Annotated in this window: 13 protein-coding genes; 5 read left to right on the forward strand and 8 right to left on the reverse strand. The window is 74.7% G+C overall.

What is annotated here, in order from left to right; all coding sequences use genetic code 11:
• Positions 1-26: 26 nt before the first annotated feature.
• The gene (locus tag ACIQPQ_RS13280) at positions 27-539 is read right to left on the reverse strand and encodes an EF-hand domain-containing protein (protein WP_401303169.1); all 513 of its coding nucleotides are present in this window, start codon (positions 537-539) and stop codon (positions 27-29) included.
• A 274-nt stretch (positions 540-813) separates the two neighbouring features.
• Entirely contained in the window at positions 814-1,194 is a 381-nt protein-coding gene (locus tag ACIQPQ_RS13285) for an STAS domain-containing protein (protein ID WP_383769482.1), read from the reverse strand.
• A 448-nt stretch (positions 1,195-1,642) separates the two neighbouring features.
• Between ACIQPQ_RS13285 and ACIQPQ_RS13290 the strand changes: the two genes are divergently transcribed.
• Both ACIQPQ_RS13290 and ACIQPQ_RS13295 read left to right on the forward strand, forming a co-directional pair.
• Complete coding sequence (locus ACIQPQ_RS13290; protein WP_401303170.1) at positions 1,643-2,233, forward strand: sigma-70 family RNA polymerase sigma factor; 591 nt, start codon at positions 1,643-1,645, stop codon at positions 2,231-2,233.
• Entirely contained in the window at positions 2,230-3,519 is a 1,290-nt protein-coding gene (locus tag ACIQPQ_RS13295; protein WP_401303172.1) for a maleylpyruvate isomerase N-terminal domain-containing protein, read from the forward strand. Before ACIQPQ_RS13290 ends, ACIQPQ_RS13295 begins: the two co-directional genes overlap by 4 nt.
• A gap of 573 nt (positions 3,520-4,092) precedes the next feature.
• On the opposite strand, the gene purU is transcribed toward ACIQPQ_RS13295, so the two are convergent.
• Both purU and ACIQPQ_RS13305 read right to left on the reverse strand, forming a co-directional pair.
• A complete protein-coding gene (gene purU / locus ACIQPQ_RS13300) occupies positions 4,093-4,977 on the reverse strand; it encodes a formyltetrahydrofolate deformylase (RefSeq protein WP_401303174.1) in 885 nt (294 codons plus the stop codon).
• A gap of 71 nt (positions 4,978-5,048) precedes the next feature.
• Positions 5,049-5,495, reverse strand: coding sequence for a hypothetical protein (locus ACIQPQ_RS13305; RefSeq protein WP_383769392.1), 447 nt, complete (start codon positions 5,493-5,495; stop codon positions 5,049-5,051).
• 173 nt (positions 5,496-5,668) lie between these two features.
• Here ACIQPQ_RS13305 and ACIQPQ_RS13310 point away from each other — a divergent pair, with 173 nt between their 5' ends.
• On the forward strand, positions 5,669-7,030 hold the full coding sequence (locus ACIQPQ_RS13310; protein ID WP_401303177.1) for an ABC transporter substrate-binding protein: 1,362 nt from the start codon (positions 5,669-5,671) through the stop codon (positions 7,028-7,030).
• 19 nt (positions 7,031-7,049) lie between these two features.
• On the opposite strand, the gene ACIQPQ_RS13315 is transcribed toward ACIQPQ_RS13310, so the two are convergent.
• Entirely contained in the window at positions 7,050-8,279 is a 1,230-nt protein-coding gene (locus ACIQPQ_RS13315; protein ID WP_401303178.1) for a cytochrome P450, read from the reverse strand.
• Between the two features lie 218 nt (positions 8,280-8,497).
• Positions 8,498-9,289: an SDR family NAD(P)-dependent oxidoreductase gene (locus ACIQPQ_RS13320; protein ID WP_383769384.1), complete on the reverse strand. Its 792-nt coding sequence runs from the start codon at positions 9,287-9,289 to the stop codon at positions 8,498-8,500.
• A 131-nt stretch (positions 9,290-9,420) separates the two neighbouring features.
• On the opposite strand from ACIQPQ_RS13320, the gene ACIQPQ_RS13325 reads away from it, so the two are divergent.
• Positions 9,421-10,011 (forward strand): TetR/AcrR family transcriptional regulator, encoded by a 591-nt coding sequence (locus tag ACIQPQ_RS13325; RefSeq protein ID WP_401303180.1) that lies wholly within the window; start codon positions 9,421-9,423, stop codon positions 10,009-10,011.
• Positions 10,012-10,156: 145 nt separating this feature from the next.
• Here the strand turns inward: ACIQPQ_RS13325 and ACIQPQ_RS13330 are convergent, their stop codons facing one another.
• Positions 10,157-11,872, reverse strand: a complete 1,716-nt coding sequence (locus tag ACIQPQ_RS13330) for a hypothetical protein (RefSeq protein WP_401303182.1) — start codon at positions 11,870-11,872, stop codon at positions 10,157-10,159.
• A 201-nt stretch (positions 11,873-12,073) separates the two neighbouring features.
• Positions 12,074-13,459, reverse strand: a complete 1,386-nt coding sequence (locus ACIQPQ_RS13335; RefSeq protein WP_401303184.1) for a transcriptional regulator — start codon at positions 13,457-13,459, stop codon at positions 12,074-12,076.
• Between the two features lie 531 nt (positions 13,460-13,990).
• Here ACIQPQ_RS13335 and ACIQPQ_RS13340 point away from each other — a divergent pair.
• Positions 13,991-14,653 carry a bifunctional DNA primase/polymerase gene (locus ACIQPQ_RS13340; protein WP_401303186.1) on the forward strand — a complete coding sequence of 221 codons (663 nt, stop codon included), beginning with the start codon at positions 13,991-13,993 and terminating at the stop codon, positions 14,651-14,653.
• Positions 14,654-14,688: the final 35 nt, after the last annotated feature.

A 14,688-nucleotide genomic window follows, 5' to 3' on the forward strand; every position in this document is an offset into this window, starting at 1 on the left:
GCGGGTGCCTCGGGGTGGCCGGGGGCCTACTCGGGGACGGTGAAGTAGCGGGCGAAGGCGGGCACGGTCTCGGCCTCGCCGACCTTGCCGTCGGCGTCCGTGTCCAGGGTGGCGGCGGCCTGCCGGGCGGTCTCCTCGTCGGCGCCGAGGGCGCGCAGCACCCGTGCCGCGTCCTCGACGGTGGCCCGCCCGTCGCCGTCGGCGTCCGCGACGGCCAGGACGGCGTGCAGGAAGGGGCGGGCGATCTCCGCGAACCGCTCGGGGTTGTCGCGCAGCCGCTTGACGGCGCCGCCCACGAACTCGTCGCGGGTGATGCGCTGGTCGCCGTCCCGGTCGGCGATGCCGGCCATGCCCTGCCAGAACGCCTCGGCTCCCGCGTAGAGCGCCTGGCCCCGGTCCGACCGGGCGGGTGTGCCGAACTCGGCCAGCACCGCCTGGGCGGCGGCGGCGAAGTCCGCGCGGTCGATGTAGCCGTTGCCGTCCTGGTCGAAGCCCGCGAACCGGGCGGCGATCCTGTGCTCGTACTCGCTGCTCACCATGGAGTCGGACCGCCTCACGTCGTCGGGTCGATGGGTGACCGGCGGATGTGCCGGTACTCCGTCTGGGAGCGTACGACGTGGGCGACGCGGAGGCGGCGGGAACGTGACGCCTGTGCCAGGACCGGCGGAATATCGGTACCGGGGTGTGGCGAAGACAGACCGGACCGTGACCTCCCGCACCGGCCGCACGTGCCGTACCTCGTGGACGGACGCACCCCGGCTCGGACGGACGCGCCCCGGCGGCTGCGGGCGGTGGAGCGGGCCGGGCGGTCCGTCACGCGGACAGCGGCTCGGCGCTCTCGTCGACGGCGGCGGTGACATCGGCGTACACGTCGAACAGGCGGCGGACGCCGAGCGCGCCCAGCACCCGGTTGACGTGCGAGTCGTCCACGGCCCCGCGCGCGGGCAGGACGATCCGCAGCCCGCCCCGGCAGGAGCGCATGAGGCGGCGGACGGCGATGAGCACGCCCACGCCGCTGGAGTCGCAGAAGTGCACCTCGGAGAGGTCCAGGACGAGACGGTGGCGGCCCTCGGCCACCTCGTCGTGCACCCGCTGGCGCAGCACCGGCGCCGTCACCAGGTCCAGTTCGCCCGACACACGGAGCACGACCCAGCCGCCGCGCTCCTCACCGCTCACCTTGAACGCCACCACCAGGCCCTTCGTCCGCCGTACCGGAAGCGGCGCCGTCGCTTCCGTTCGCTTCCACGCAGCGCGGCTGCCCAGCGGCCGTTCCCCGAAACACGGCACGGATAACGGGCCGCTGGCGAGAGCGGCCGGTTCTTTTCGCTTTCGGTCTTGTTCGATCCGATCCCGTCTGATCCGATCCGATCTGAACATGCCCGGTCCGCGCGCGATTACATCCGATCCCCTCCAGTCAATGCTGATCGCGGGCGATCGTGTCTGATCTTGGGCAGGAAGGGTAGACAACCGGCCGCGGCGGCCCGCCCCGGCTCCCCTTACCACCCGCCGGGCCGCAGGGGGCGCACATTGCGTCAAAGGGGCGTGCGTCGCCGGACGTGCCGACTACATTCGAGGTGACAGTGCACGCACGCTGGACAGGAACAGGCCCCGGCAGGGGCGCCGCGCAGGGGTGAGGGGCCGCATGGCGACGAAGGACGCACCACCCCGCTGGGACCACAAGATGCAGCAGCGGCTCGCCCGCGGCGAGGCCGCCGCCCTCGGCGAGCTGTACGACCGGTACGCCTCCCTCGTGCACGGCCTCGCCCACCGCGTGCTCGACGACGAACGCGCCGCCGACACCGTCACCCGCGAGGTCTTCCTCCACGCCTGGGAGCACCCCGACACCTACGACCCCCGGCAGGGCCCGCTGCGCACCTGGGTCGCCGCCCTCACCCACCGGCTCGCCGTCCAGCGGCTGCGCGCCACCGGGACCGCCGCCCTCGCCCGCGGCGGCTCCGACGGCCCGGAGGAACGCGCCCACCTGGAGGGCACCGTCCGCCACGCCTCCGTCGCCGCCCGCGCCGACTACATCGTCCAGTCCATGCCCACCCCGCTGCGCGACGCCCTCGAACTCGCCTACTTCGAGCGCCGCGACTACCGCCAGACCGCCGCCGACCTCGGCGTCACCGAGGACGAGGCCCGCCGGCGGCTCCGCCTCGGCCTCCAACTCCTCGCCACCGCCCACGACACCGCCGCGCCCGGCGCCCCGCCCGGCTACGGAGGTGCCGCGTGACCGAATGGGGACACTCCGAGGCCTACGACGGGGACCGCGACGGCGGCCACGGCGGGCACCGCGAGCCCGACCGGGCGGCGGCCCGCGTACCGGTGCCCCGCGCCTCCGTCGAGGACGGCGGACGCCCGCTGCCCGACCCGGCCCCGGCACGCGCCCCGCTGCGGCTCGACCACCGGGTGCTGAAGGCGCTGCTCGGCGCGTGGGCGCTGGCCGCCTGCTCCGTCGCCGAGACCGAGGCCGTCGAGGAGCACCTCGGGGAGTGCGGTGCCTGCGCCGACGAGGCGCGGCGGCTGCGGGAGGCGGTCGGCCTGCTCCAGCGCCCCGACAGCCTCGACCTCGATCCCGGCCTGCGCGCCCGCGTCCTGGAAGCCTGCCTCGACCGGCGACCGCCGCGCATCCCGGTGCCCGAGTGGGCTCGCGCCTACGACACGGAGACCGCGCGGCTGGACGCGCTGCTCCAGGACTTCGGCGACGGCGAGTGGCACGCGCCGGTACGGCTGCGCTGGTTCGAGGGCAAGGAGGCGACGGGCCGCCGGACCACCGTCGCCGGGGTCATCGCCCACCTCCTCGCCGTGGACGGCCTCGTCGCGCTCGCCCTCGGCCTCGACGACCCGCTGGCCGCGGTCACCGGCGACGGCGAGGCCGGGCGGCCCGGGTCGCCGACGGACCGCACGGACGCGTTCTGGGCGGCCGGGAGGTTCCCGCCGACCCGGACCGTGCGCGGCCCGTGGCGGGAGCAGACCCACGCCGTGGTGCGCACGGTGTCGTTCACCGGCGGCGGCCCCGGCACGATGCCCGTGTCGTACGGCGCCTTCGACCTGCCTCTGCGGGACGCGCTGCTGGACCGGGCGTTCGAGTGCTGGGTGCACGGGGAGGACATCGCGGACGCGGTCAGCTACCCGTACAAGCCGCCCGCGCCGCGGCATCTGCACGACATGATCGACCTGGCGGCGCGGATGCTGCCCGGCGCGCTGGCCGAGCGGCGGCGGACCGGGCTGGCCTCGCCCGCGCCCGGACGCCACCTCGCCCCCGCCGGGCGGCCCGGCCGCAGTCTGCGGCTGGAGATCGAGGGGCGGGGCGGCGGCCAGTGGCTCATCCCGCTGGACTCCCCCGCGGCGGTGGGCTCCGCCGACCACGAGGTCGCGCATGTCGCCCTCGACGACGTGGAGTTCTGCCGCCTCGCCGCAGGGCGGGTTCCTCCGGAGGACGCGGCGGCGGGTCAGCTCGGCGACCGCGCGGCGATCAGGGACGTCCTGTTCGCGGCGGCGTCACTGAGCCGGATGTAGGCGGCGCGGCGGGCCCCCGGGGCGGCAGCTCTCATCGCCGGGTGCGGCCCGACGGGGGCCGTTCGCGCAGTTCCCCGCGCCCCTGAGGAACCAGCCACGTCTCGTCGCCGGGTGCGGCCCGGCGGGGCCCGTTCGCGCAGTTCCCCGCGCCCCTGAAAAACCGGCCACGTCTCGTCGCCGGGTGCGGCCCGGCGGGGCCCGTTCGCGCAGTTCCCCGCGCCCCTGAAAAACCTGCCCGCACCCGGCACTTGAAAGCCCACCCACAGTCCCGTCCACCCCCGCAGGGTGCGCCCCGCAGGGGCCGCCCCCCAGGGGCGCGGGGAACTGCGCGACCAGCCACGACGCGACCCGCACCCGCCCACGGGCGAAGGCTGCCCCCGCAGGGGGCACTCAGGGGCGCGGGGAACTGCGCGACCGGCCACGACGCACCCGCACCCGCCCACCGCCCGGTGGTCCTCAGGGGCGCGGGGAACTGCGCGACCAGCCCCCACCGGCCCGCAGGCCGACGCCGGCCCGCAGGCCGACCCACACGACACGCACCCCCACCCCGACCGCGAGGCCCGCCGCAGGCGGCTACGCGAAGACCACCGTCCGCGCACCGTTGAGCAGAATCCTCCGCTCCGCATGCCACTTCACGGCCCGCGCCAGCGCCTGGCACTCGACGTCCCGCCCGACGGCGACCAGCTGATCGGGCCCGACGTCGTGCCCCACCCGCTCGACCTCCTGCTCGATGATCGGCCCCTCGTCGAGGTCCGCGGTCACATAGTGCGCGGTGGCCCCGATCAGCTTCACGCCCCGCGCGTGCGCCTGGTGGTACGGCTTCGCCCCCTTGAAGCTCGGCAGGAACGAGTGGTGGATGTTGATGATCCGCCCGCTCAGCTGCTTGCAGAGGTCGTCCGACAGCACCTGCATGTACCGCGCGAGCACGACCAGCTCGATCCCTTCCTCACGCACGATCTCCAGCAGCCGCGCCTCCGCCGCCGCCTTGGTGTCGCGTGTGACCGGGATGTGGTGGAAGGGGATGCCGTAGGAGCCGACCAGTTCGGCGAAGTCGGTGTGGTTGGACACGACGGCCGCGATCTCGACCGGCAGGGCCCCGGTCCGCGCGCGGAACAGCAGGTCGTTGAGGCAGTGCCCGAACTTGCTGACGAGCAGCACGATCCGCATCTTCTCGTCGCCGCGGTTGATCTGCCAGTCCATGTGGAAGGAGTCGCCGATCGCGGCGAAGCTGGCCCGCAGCTTGTCGACGGTGACCGGCGCGTCGGCGGAGAAGTGGACGCGCATGAAGAACAGTCCCGTGTCGTGGTCACCGAACTGCTGGCTGTCCTCGATGTTGCAGCCGGTCATGAAGAGGTAGCTCGACACGGCGTGCACGATGCCCTGTTTGTCCGGGCAGGAGAGCGTGAGGACGTACTGGTCGGCGGGGGGCACCGCGGCTCGGGCGGACGGCTCGTTCATGCCCGACAGGGTCTCACGGCGGCCCCCACCGGTCGGAACCGTTCCGCCACGCGGACCGCCCGCCCGTCCGGCTACGCGGACCGCGTCATGATCCGCAGGACCTCCAGGGTGCGCGGCGGCGCGTCCGGCTCGTCGGCGTCGGCGGTCGCCATCCGTACGTGCGCGTCGCGCGCCGCCCGGACCGCCTCCGGCCACGCCTCGTGCTGGAGGTAGGCGGAGACGGGCGCGTCCGGCCCGACCTGGTGCATGATGCGCAGCACCCGCAGCACGGCGGTGTCGACGAGCGCGGCCTCCTGCGAGTCGCGGAAGATCGTGCCGACGTACTTCTCGGCGGACCAGTTGTCCAGCCAGGTGTCCTCGACCAGGCGGTACACGGCGTCGGTGACGTCCCCGTACCCCTCGGCACCGGCCAGCCAGACCTCGTGCTGGAACGCCGGGTCGGAGAGCATGTGCAGCGCGGAGCGCACATTGCTGCGCCAGCGCCACCACGGCATGTCGTTGAGTGGCATGCCGCCCATGGTGGAGGAGCGACGGCCGCGACGGGAAGAGTTCTCCGAACCTTGCACGGTCGTCGATCGTACGTTTTCCGCGCTCCGGGCACCTCATCAGCCCCCGCAATTCACCTCTCCGTCACCCTTCGTTGCCCACGGGTCACTCGCGGGTTAGCGATGTGGCGGAATCGTGCGTGGACATGACCGGCAGTCGACGCACCCGAGGCAGAGTCCTCCTCCGCTCCCTACGCACCTCCGGGCTTCTGGGTTCCCCAGCCCGTTCGGTGGCCGTCCTGCTGGCCTGTACGACGCTCGCGGCGGGCTGCGGGCTCGCCCCCGGCGGCGCGGGCTCCGGGGACGACACCATCGTGGTGATGACGTGGGCCCCGGAGGGGACCGGCGCGACCAACAAGCCCGGCATGCCCGCCTTCGCCCGCGCCTACGGCCGGTGGATCAACGCCGACGGCGGGCTGGACGGCCGGAAGATCAAGGTCCTGACCTGCAACGACCACAACGAGCCCGTGGACGCCGCGAAGTGCGCCCGGCAGGCGGTGAAGGCGAAGGCGGTCGCGGTGATCGGCTCCTACAGCCAGCACTCCGAGTCGTTCATGCCCCACCTCGAAGGCGCGGGCATCCCCTACATCGGCGGCTACGGCGTCACCGACGCCGAGTTCACCAGCCCGCTCTCCTACCCGGTCAACGGAGGTCAGCCCGCCCTGCTGGCCGGTCTCGGCCGGGAGCTGGCGGCGAGCTGCGGCCCGGTGGCGCTGGTCCGCCCGGACACCATCGCGGGCGACACGCTGCCCGCGATGCTCGACGCCGGTCTGAAGGCGGGCGGCCACGACGCCGCGGTGGACCAGCGGGCCGCGGAGGACGCCACCGAGTACGGGGAGCAGGCCGACGCGGCCCTGGAGAAGGCCTCGGCGGACCCGCCGGGGCTGTCGGGGTCGTCCGGGTCGTCCTCGAACGGTGACGGTGACGGCGACAAGGGCTGTGTCGTCCCGGCCCTCGGTGACCGCACCGGCACCTTCATGGACTCCTTCCGCCGCAGCCGCGACGACTACCCGGCGGTCCGCACCGCGACCGTCCTCGGCAGCGTCGACCAGGCCGTCATCAACTCCACGGGCGGCGCGTCGAGCGCCTTCGAGGGGGCGTACGTCACGGGCTGGTACCCGGTGGCGGACGACGCGCGCTGGGAGCCGATGCGGAAGGTGATCAAGGAGAGCGCCTTCTCCGACACCCGGATCGACCCGGCGGACACCGGGGTGCAGACCACGTGGATCGCCTACACGGTCTTCCGGCAGGCGGTCGAGTCCCTGGAGGGCGGACCGGTGACCGCGGACACGCTCACCAGGGCCCTGGACGACGGCCTGAAGATCGACACCGGCGGCCTCACCCCCACCCTGCGCTGGGGCTTCAGCGACCGCCTCGCCTCGATCGGCTTCCCCCGCCTGGTCAACGCCGACGTCACCCTCCAGACGGTCCGCCAGGGCCGCCTGGTCGCCGCCCGCGACGACTTCACGGACGTGACGAAGACACTGGAGAACGCGGACGTCGACTGAGCCGGAGCACCGGCCCCGTTCAGTAGCGCACGGGCAGGTCGAGCAGGCCGCGGGAGCGCATCGACGGCCGGTGCCGCGGGCCACCCGCCGGGAGGTCGAGGGCGAGCCGGGGGAAGCGGTCGAGGAGCGCGCCGAGGGCGATCTCGGTCTCCATCCGGGCCAGGGGCGCGCCGAGGCAGTAGTGGATGCCGTGCCCGAGGGCGAGATGGCCGGTGGCGTCGCGGCCCAGGTCGAGCCGGTCGGGGTCGGGGAAGCGGCGCGGGTCGCGGTGGGCGGCGGCGAGGGAGAGCAGGACGGTCTCCCCGGCCGGGACGACGACCCCGCCGATCGTGACGTCCTCGGTGGGGAACCGGCGGATGGCGAGCGGCACGGGCCCGTCCCAGCGGGCCAGTTCCTCGACGGCGGGGCCCAGCAGGGCGCGATCGGCGCGCAGCGCGGCGAGCTGGTCGGGGTGCCGGAGCAGGGCGAGGGTGGCGTTGCCGATGAGGTGGACGGTGTTCTCGTACCCGGCGAAGAGGATCAGGAAGGCCAGGGACATGAGTTCGTCCTCGGTCAGCCGGTCCGCACCCCCGCCGCCCGCGCCGTCGCCGTCGTCGCGTACGGCGATGAGCGCGGAGAGCAGGTCGTCGGCGGGGGCGGCCCGCTTGGCGGCGAGGAGTCCGGTGAAGAAGCCCACCACCGAGCGGACGGCGTCCCGGGCCTGCTCGGGCCGGGCCGGGTCGGGCGCGATGAGGGTGTCCGTCCAGGCCCGGAAGTCCCGCCGGTCGTCGGCCGGTACGCCCAGCAGGTCGCAGATCACGATGATGGGCAGCGGCGCCGCGTACGAGGCGATGAGGTCGGCGCGGCCGAGCGGTTCGATCGCGTCGAGCAGCGCGTCGGCGGTGCGCCGGACCGGTTCCCGCAGGCGTTCCACCCGGCGCGGGGTGAACGCCCGGGAGACCAGGCGGCGGATGCGGGTGTGGTCCGGCGGGTCCATGTTGAGCAGGTTGGCGTCCAGCGCGGGCGGCAGGGCCAGACCGCGGTAACCGCCCGGTCTGGCCCGCCGCTTGTCGAGCGACAGCCGGGGGTCGGCGAGGGCCCGGTGCACGTCGTCGTAGCGGGTGACGAGCCAGGCGGGGAGGCCGTCGGTGCCGGTGATCCGGTGGACGGGACCCGCCTCGCGCAGCCGCGCGTAGGCCGCGTACGGGTCCGCGATCAGCTCCGCGGGGTCGGCAAGGGGCGGCGGCTGGGCGGGAGTTGCGGTGGACATGGCCCCAGCCTAGACAGCACGGCCGTTCGCCGCGGGCCGTACGGGCCGCCCCTCACAGGGCGTACGGGTCGCACGGGTCGCGCCTCGGGGTCGTACGGGTCGCACGGGCCGTCCGGTCGCGCCTCGGGTCGTACGGGGTGCAGGACCCGTACGGGTCCGTACGGGTGGCACGGGGCGTGAGGGGCGCGCCTCGGGGTCGTACGGGTCGGGGGTGCGGGTCAGGCCTTGAGGGAGCGGCCCGCCAGGGTGAGGACGACGCGGCGGGGGGCGAGGCGGACCGCGGCGGCGGAGAGGCGGTTGCCGAGGCCCGCGACGACGCTGGGCGGGGTGGAGCGGCGTTCCAGGGCGCGGCGGGCGGCGGTGACGACGTCGACGGCGGTGGAGACCCGGCCGACCACGGCGTCCCGGGTGCCGACGACGTCGAAGAACTCGGTCTCGACCGGGCCCGGGGAGACGGTGAGGACGCGCAGGCCCGAGCCGCGGGTCTCGTAGGCGAGGGCCTCGGTGAAGTGGAGGACGAACGCCTTGGTGGCGCCGTAGACGGCCATGGCGGGGGTGGGCTGGTAGGCGGCCGTGCTGGCGACCGTGACCAGGGCGCCGCGGCCGTCGGCGGCGAGGCGGGGCAGGAAGGCGCGGGTGAGGTCGGCGACGGCGGTGATGTTGAGCTGGATCATCTCCGTGACCTGCGCCGGGTCCTGTTCCAGGAAGGCGCCGTGGCTGCCGAAGCCCGCGTTGTTGATGAGGGTGTGGACCGCGATGCCGCGCGCGTCCAGTTCGTCGCGCAGGGCGGTGCCCGCGCCGGGCCGGGCGAGGTCGGCGGCGACGGGCGTGGCCTTGACGCGGTAGGTCTTCTCCAGCTCGGCGGCGAGGCCCTCCAGCCGGTCGAGGCGGCGGGCGACGAGGACGACGTCGGCGCCGCGCTCGGCCCACTGGCGGGCGAACTCCGCGCCGAGGCCGGAGCTGGCGCCGGTGATCAGGGCGGTGGTGCCCTGATAAGACAGGGTGGACATGGCAGTGCTCCGCTGGTCGGGAACGGGACGGGACAGGAACGACCCCACCAATGTAGGCACGTGCCATCATTGTAGTCAACCGACAACATCCGGGTGCGGGAGCGGCCGGGGGATCGAGGAGGGTGTTTTCCGTGGCCGAGGGTTCCTACCATCACGGCAACCTGAGGGCCGCGCTGCTGACCCGGGCGGAGGCCGTGCTCGCCGAGTCCGGGGTCGCCGCGCTGTCGCTGCGCGGGCTCGCCCGCGACCTCGGGGTCAGCCACGCGGCCCCGACCCGGCACTTCCGCGACCGCCAGGCCGTCCTGGACGCGCTGGTCACCGGCGGCTTCACCGACCTCAACCGGCGGCTGGAGGAGGCCGTGGACGGGGAGGGCACGGTGGAGGCGCGCCTCGCCGAACTGGGCCGCGTCTACGTGGCGTTCGCCACCGAGCGGGCCGCGCTGCTGGGGCTGATGTTCACCGCGAAGCACGAGGAGGACGCGAGCCCGGAGCTGGACCGGATCGCGCACCGCAGCCTGGACCTCGCGGCCGGGCTCGTCGCGGAGGCGCAGCGGGCCGGCGCGGTCCGCCCCGGCGACCCGGTCCGCCTCGCGCAGGTCGCCTTCTCCACCGTGCACGGCCTGGCCGCCCTCGCCGTCGGCGGCCTCCTCGACGACACCCCCGTCGACGAGGCCACGGACCTGGCGCTGGAGGTGCTGCTGGCGGGGCTGCGGGCGGGGTAGGACACCGGCCCCCTACGGGCGGACCCGGACCCGGCCCCAGACCCCTACGGGCGGACCCGGACCCCTACGGGCGGACCCGGACCCCGACCGGCGGCAGGCCCTGCGGAGGCGGGCGGTCCGCCTCCGGGAACCGGCCGGGCGGCGGTCAGAGCTGGGTCGGCTGGCGCTCCGTCAGGCCGTACGTGCGGGCGATCGTGTTCCACAGCTGGGCCGCCTTGGCCTTCTGCGCCGTGGCGGTGCCGCTGGCCCGGTTGCCCTGCTGGGTGTCGCCGGTGGAGCGGGCCTGCCCCTTGCGGCACAGCTTGCCGCGCTGGGCGGCGACCTGGTCGGCCCAGGCCGCGTAGTGGTCGTCGGCGGACGCGGACGCCTGCCAGGCCTTGGTGAGGGCGGCGGTCAGCGCGGCGTGCTGGGGCAGCTTGTCCACGCTCAGCCCCTCCAGCTTCGTCACCAGCCCGGTGCGCTGCCGTCCCGCGTCCCGCAGATCGGTCGCGGCCTGGGCGAGGTTGCCGCAGCGCTTCACGTCGGCGACCGCCGCGATCACCGAGGCGCGGCTGCTGCCGCTGTCCGCGAGCAGCTTGTCCAGCGCCTCGGCCTGCTCCTTCGCCGCGTCCGCGGAATCGGAGCCGGAACCGGAACCGGAGTCGTCGGTGGCGGACTGCGAGGCCGCCACGGTGCGGCTGTCGTCGGCCTCGCCGCCGCCCCCGCCGGCCATCAGCGCGCCCGCGCCGACACCGATCACGGCCAGGGCCACGCCGACCGCCACGATCAGCGGCACCTTGGAGCCGCCCCGGCCCGAACGCCCCGTCCCGCCGCCGCCCGAGCGGGAGCCGCGGCCCTCGTCGCGCGGACCGCGCGGGCCGCGGGGACCGCCGCCGGGGTGCGGCGGATCGGTGTCGGTGACGCGGGGCAGGTGCTGGGTGGCCGCGGCCGGGGAGTCGCCGCCGGGGCCGGTGCGGAAGAGGTTGTCGAACTCGGCCGGGGGCTGCCGCTCGCCACCGGCACCCGCACCGCCACCGCCGTAGGAGGGCGGGCCCTGACCGCCGGGCACGGGCGGGATGTACTGGGTGGTCTGCGCGTCGGGGTGGTCGCCCGCGCCCGGGTACGGTCCCGCGGCCTGGCGCGGGGCCTGGCCGAGGTAGTGGGTGGACTCCGCCGGGTTCTCGGGCGGCAGCGCGCCCGGCGCGACCGGCGGCAGGAACTGCGTGGCGCCCTCGTCCGGCGCGGCGGGGACCGGCGGCAGGAACTGGGTGGCGCCCTCGTCGGCCGGTATCGGCGGCCCGGCCGTGACGGGCGGTATGAACTGGGTCGCGCCCTCGTCGACGGGCGGCAGCGGCCCCGCGCCGGGCAGACCCTGACCGCCGTACGCCGGCTGCTGGGGACCGCCGTACGACGGCGCCGGGGCACCCTCAGGCGGCAGCGGACCGGGACCCGGCCCCTGCGGCTGGGCCTGCGCCTGCGGCGGGGCCTGTGCGGACCAGGCCTCGCCGATGGACGGCTGCTGCGTGCCGTACGCGTCCTGGCGGTACGGGTCCTGCCCGTACTGGCCCTGCTGCTGAGGCTGGCCCTGCTGGCTGTGCTGGCCCTGCTGGTGAGGCTGGCCGTACTGGTCCCCGCCGTAGGGGTCCTGGCCGTACTGGCTCCCGTACTGGCCCTGCCCGTACTGGTCCTGCCCGTAGGGGGTTTCGTCGTACGGCTGCGGGGCGGGCCGCTCCTCGGCGGGCCGGGAGCGGCCGGGGCGGGAGGGCTGCGGCGGCACCTGCGTCATGCCGGGCAGCAGGGGTTCACCGCCGTCGGAGGGCAGCACGATGCCTTCGCGCGCGGGCCGCGCCGAGGGCTCCTCGCCCTGTCCACTCTGCGTCACCGGGACTCCTACGACTGGGGGACCTTCGGAATCGTCGGTTCACGCTACCGGGTCCCCGGAACCCCGTGCCACGCAGCTCAGTGGCGATCTCCCGCCCGGCGGCGGGGGTGTGACGAAACCGGGGCGCCGTGCGCTGTACCCGCCGCCGCCCTTCCTACGCGGGACGGCCGCCGTCGGTTCACGCCCGCGCGCCCCGGCGTCTCACGCGGCGGCCTGGAGATCGAGCCGCGCCCCGAACTCCCTGACCACCGGCTCCTCCCGGAACGGCTCCAGCCGCTGCTGGAGATCCTCCAGATACTCCGCGCCCCGGTTGGAGCGGAGCGTCTCCAGCAACTCCACCGCTTTCAGGCCGGTGTTGCACGCCTCCTCGATCTCGCGTTGCTGCACCTGGGCCGTGGCCAACAGCACATAGCCGATGGCCCGCCGCCGCGCGCGGCCCGGCGGATGCCCGGCCAGCGACCGCTGCGCGTACCGCGCCGCCGCCTCCGCCTGGCCGAGGTCACGGTGACAGTGTGCCAACTCGTCGGCGAGATAGGCCTCGTCGAAGTGCTCGATCCACGGCGGGTCGTCCCCGGACTCCGGGTCGGCCGCCTCCAGCGAGGCCACCGCCCGCCCGGCGGCCGTCTGCGCCGCCCGTACGTCGCCGAGTAACGCGTGCCCCCTGGCCTCCGCCGCGTGGAACATCGACTCGGCCCGCGCGGTCACCCGGCCGCGCGCGCCCTCCTGCGCGGCCCGCGCCAACTGGGCGATCTCGCGCGGGTTCCCGAGCTGCGCGGCGAGGTGGCTCATGGAGGCGGCCAGCACGTACCCGCCGTAGCCGCGGTCGCCCGCCGCCTGCGCGAGGCGCAGTGCCTGGATGTAGTACCGCTGGGCCAGGCCGGGTTGACCGGTGTCGACGGCCATGTACCCCGCCAGCTCGGTCAACCGGGCCACGGCCGCGAAGAGTTCCCGCCCGACGGCCTCGCGGTAGGACCCGGCGAGCAGACCGGAGACCACGCTGTTGAGGTAGTGCACGACGACCGGGCGGACGTGCCCGCTGCCGTACTGGTGGTCCAGGGTCACGAGGGCGCGGGTCATCGCCTTCACTGCTGCCACGTCGGAGAGTCCCACGCGGGGCCCCGCCGAGCGGGCGACCTGGGCGTCCGCCGCGGAGATCAGCCAGTCACGGCTGGGTTCCACCAGCGCCGACGCGGCCACCGACGACCCGGTGAGGAAGTCCCGGCGGCCCACGTCGCTGCGCCACAGCTCGCAGACCTGCTCGATCGCCCCGAGGACGGTCGGCGAGAACTGGAGCCCGACGCCCGACGCGAGGTTCTTGCCGTTGGCCATGCCGATCTCGTCGATGGTGACGGTCCGGCCCAGCTTGCGGCCGAGCGCCTCGGCGATGACCGCGGGCGCACGCCCCCGGGGCTGCTGGCCGCGCAGCCAACGGGCCACCGACGTCTTGTCGTAGCGCAGGTCGAGGCCGTGTTCGGCGCCGCACATGTTGACGCGGCGGGCCAGACCGGCGTTCGAGCAGCCCGCTTCCTGGATGAGCGCCTGCAACCGTTCGTTCGGCTGCCGCGCGACGAGAGGCCTTGCGGCCATGGGCACTACCCCCTGTGGCTGCGGTGACTGTTCCTCGCACCGAGTGACCGAGTCATTGAGTTACGGAGTTGCTGGGTTACTGCGTTACTGCGTTACTGCTGTGCCGCGTACCGAGTTGACGTGTTCTCGCGTTCTCGCGTTCTCGTGTTTCTGACGTTCCGGCGTTCCGGCGTTCTCGCGTCCTTCGACCGGAAAGTCCCGGCCGGGAAGATCAATGCCCAGCGAACACCGTGAGAATGCGAGACTTGGGTGGATTGCCGGAATCGCGCGAACGCGTCACCGAAAATCCCACCGGGGTCCCGACGGAAACCCACGGGAGTCCCGCCGGAATCCGGCCGGGCCCCACGCCCGGACCCCGCCGGTTTTGCGGTGCTCCGACCGGTCCGGCCGACCCGCCCCGGCCTCACTACCCCGATCCGCGCCCGTTCCCGCCGCGCGCCCCCGCGCGTGCATCGATGCGCCCCGGACCCGGGTGCGATGCCCCTCCCCCGCGCACAGCGGTGGGCGTAACTCCTGGTGACGACCGGAGTTGTGTTCACCGTGGAAGACACCATCGCGGGCGCCGACGCCACCCAGATCCCGAAGCAGCGCGGGGAATCGCTGCTGGAGACAGCCGTGCGGTACACCGAGGAACGTCACTGGGACGTCTTTCCCGGCACCTGGCTGGAACCCGTCGACGGGTTGGAGCGCTGCTCCTGCGAGGACGCGGAGTGCCCGGCTCCGGGGGCGCACCCGGCGCGCCGGGACTGGGCGACGCAGGCCACCGGCAGCGCGACGGCCGCGCGCCGCATGTGGCAGAAGCAGCCGACCGCGTCGATCCTGCTGCCCACCGGGCGCACCTTCGACGCGCTGTCCGTGCCGGAGACGGCCGGGTTCCTCGCGCTGGCCCGCATGGAGCGGATGGAACTGACGCTGGGGCCGGTCACGCTGACGCCGGACCGGCGCATGCAGTTCTTCGTCCTGCCGGGCGCGTCGGCGAAGGTGCCCGACCTGGTACGGAAGCTGGGCTGGTCGATCGCCTCCCTGGACCTCGTCACGCTCGGCGAGGGCGGCTACGTGGCCGCGCCCCCGACCCGCTTCGGCTCCCGCGGCGCCGTCCAGTGGGCCTGCCGCCCCACCCCCGCCAACCGCTGGCTCCCCGACGCGGAGGAACTGATGTCCCCGCTGGCGTACGCGTGCGGGCGGGATCGGTAAGGAGGCGCCCGCTGAGGGTGCGGGATTCGTGGGCG

The sequence above is a fragment of the Streptomyces sp. NPDC091281 genome, assembly GCF_044757425.1.
GTDB lineage: Bacteria > Actinomycetota > Actinomycetes > Streptomycetales > Streptomycetaceae > Streptomyces.

What these genes read in the sequence shown, in the direction of transcription:
- ACIQPQ_RS13280 (WP_401303169.1), bottom strand. Translation starts at nt 539, where the DNA reads ATGGTGAGCAGCGAGTACGAGCACAGGATCGCCGCCCGGTTCGCGGGC.
- ACIQPQ_RS13290 (WP_401303170.1), top strand. Translation starts at nt 1,643, where the DNA reads ATGGCGACGAAGGACGCACCACCCCGCTGGGACCACAAGATGCAGCAG.
- purU (WP_401303174.1), bottom strand. Translation starts at nt 4,977, where the DNA reads ATGAACGAGCCGTCCGCCCGAGCCGCGGTGCCCCCCGCCGACCAGTAC.
- ACIQPQ_RS13305 (WP_383769392.1), bottom strand. Translation starts at nt 5,495, where the DNA reads ATGGGCGGCATGCCACTCAACGACATGCCGTGGTGGCGCTGGCGCAGC.
- ACIQPQ_RS13310 (WP_401303177.1), top strand. Translation starts at nt 5,669, where the DNA reads ATGACCGGCAGTCGACGCACCCGAGGCAGAGTCCTCCTCCGCTCCCTA.
- ACIQPQ_RS13315 (WP_401303178.1), bottom strand. Translation starts at nt 8,279, where the DNA reads ATGTCCACCGCAACTCCCGCCCAGCCGCCGCCCCTTGCCGACCCCGCG.
- ACIQPQ_RS13320 (WP_383769384.1), bottom strand. Translation starts at nt 9,289, where the DNA reads ATGTCCACCCTGTCTTATCAGGGCACCACCGCCCTGATCACCGGCGCC.
- ACIQPQ_RS13335 (WP_401303184.1), bottom strand. Translation starts at nt 13,459, where the DNA reads ATGGCCGCAAGGCCTCTCGTCGCGCGGCAGCCGAACGAACGGTTGCAG.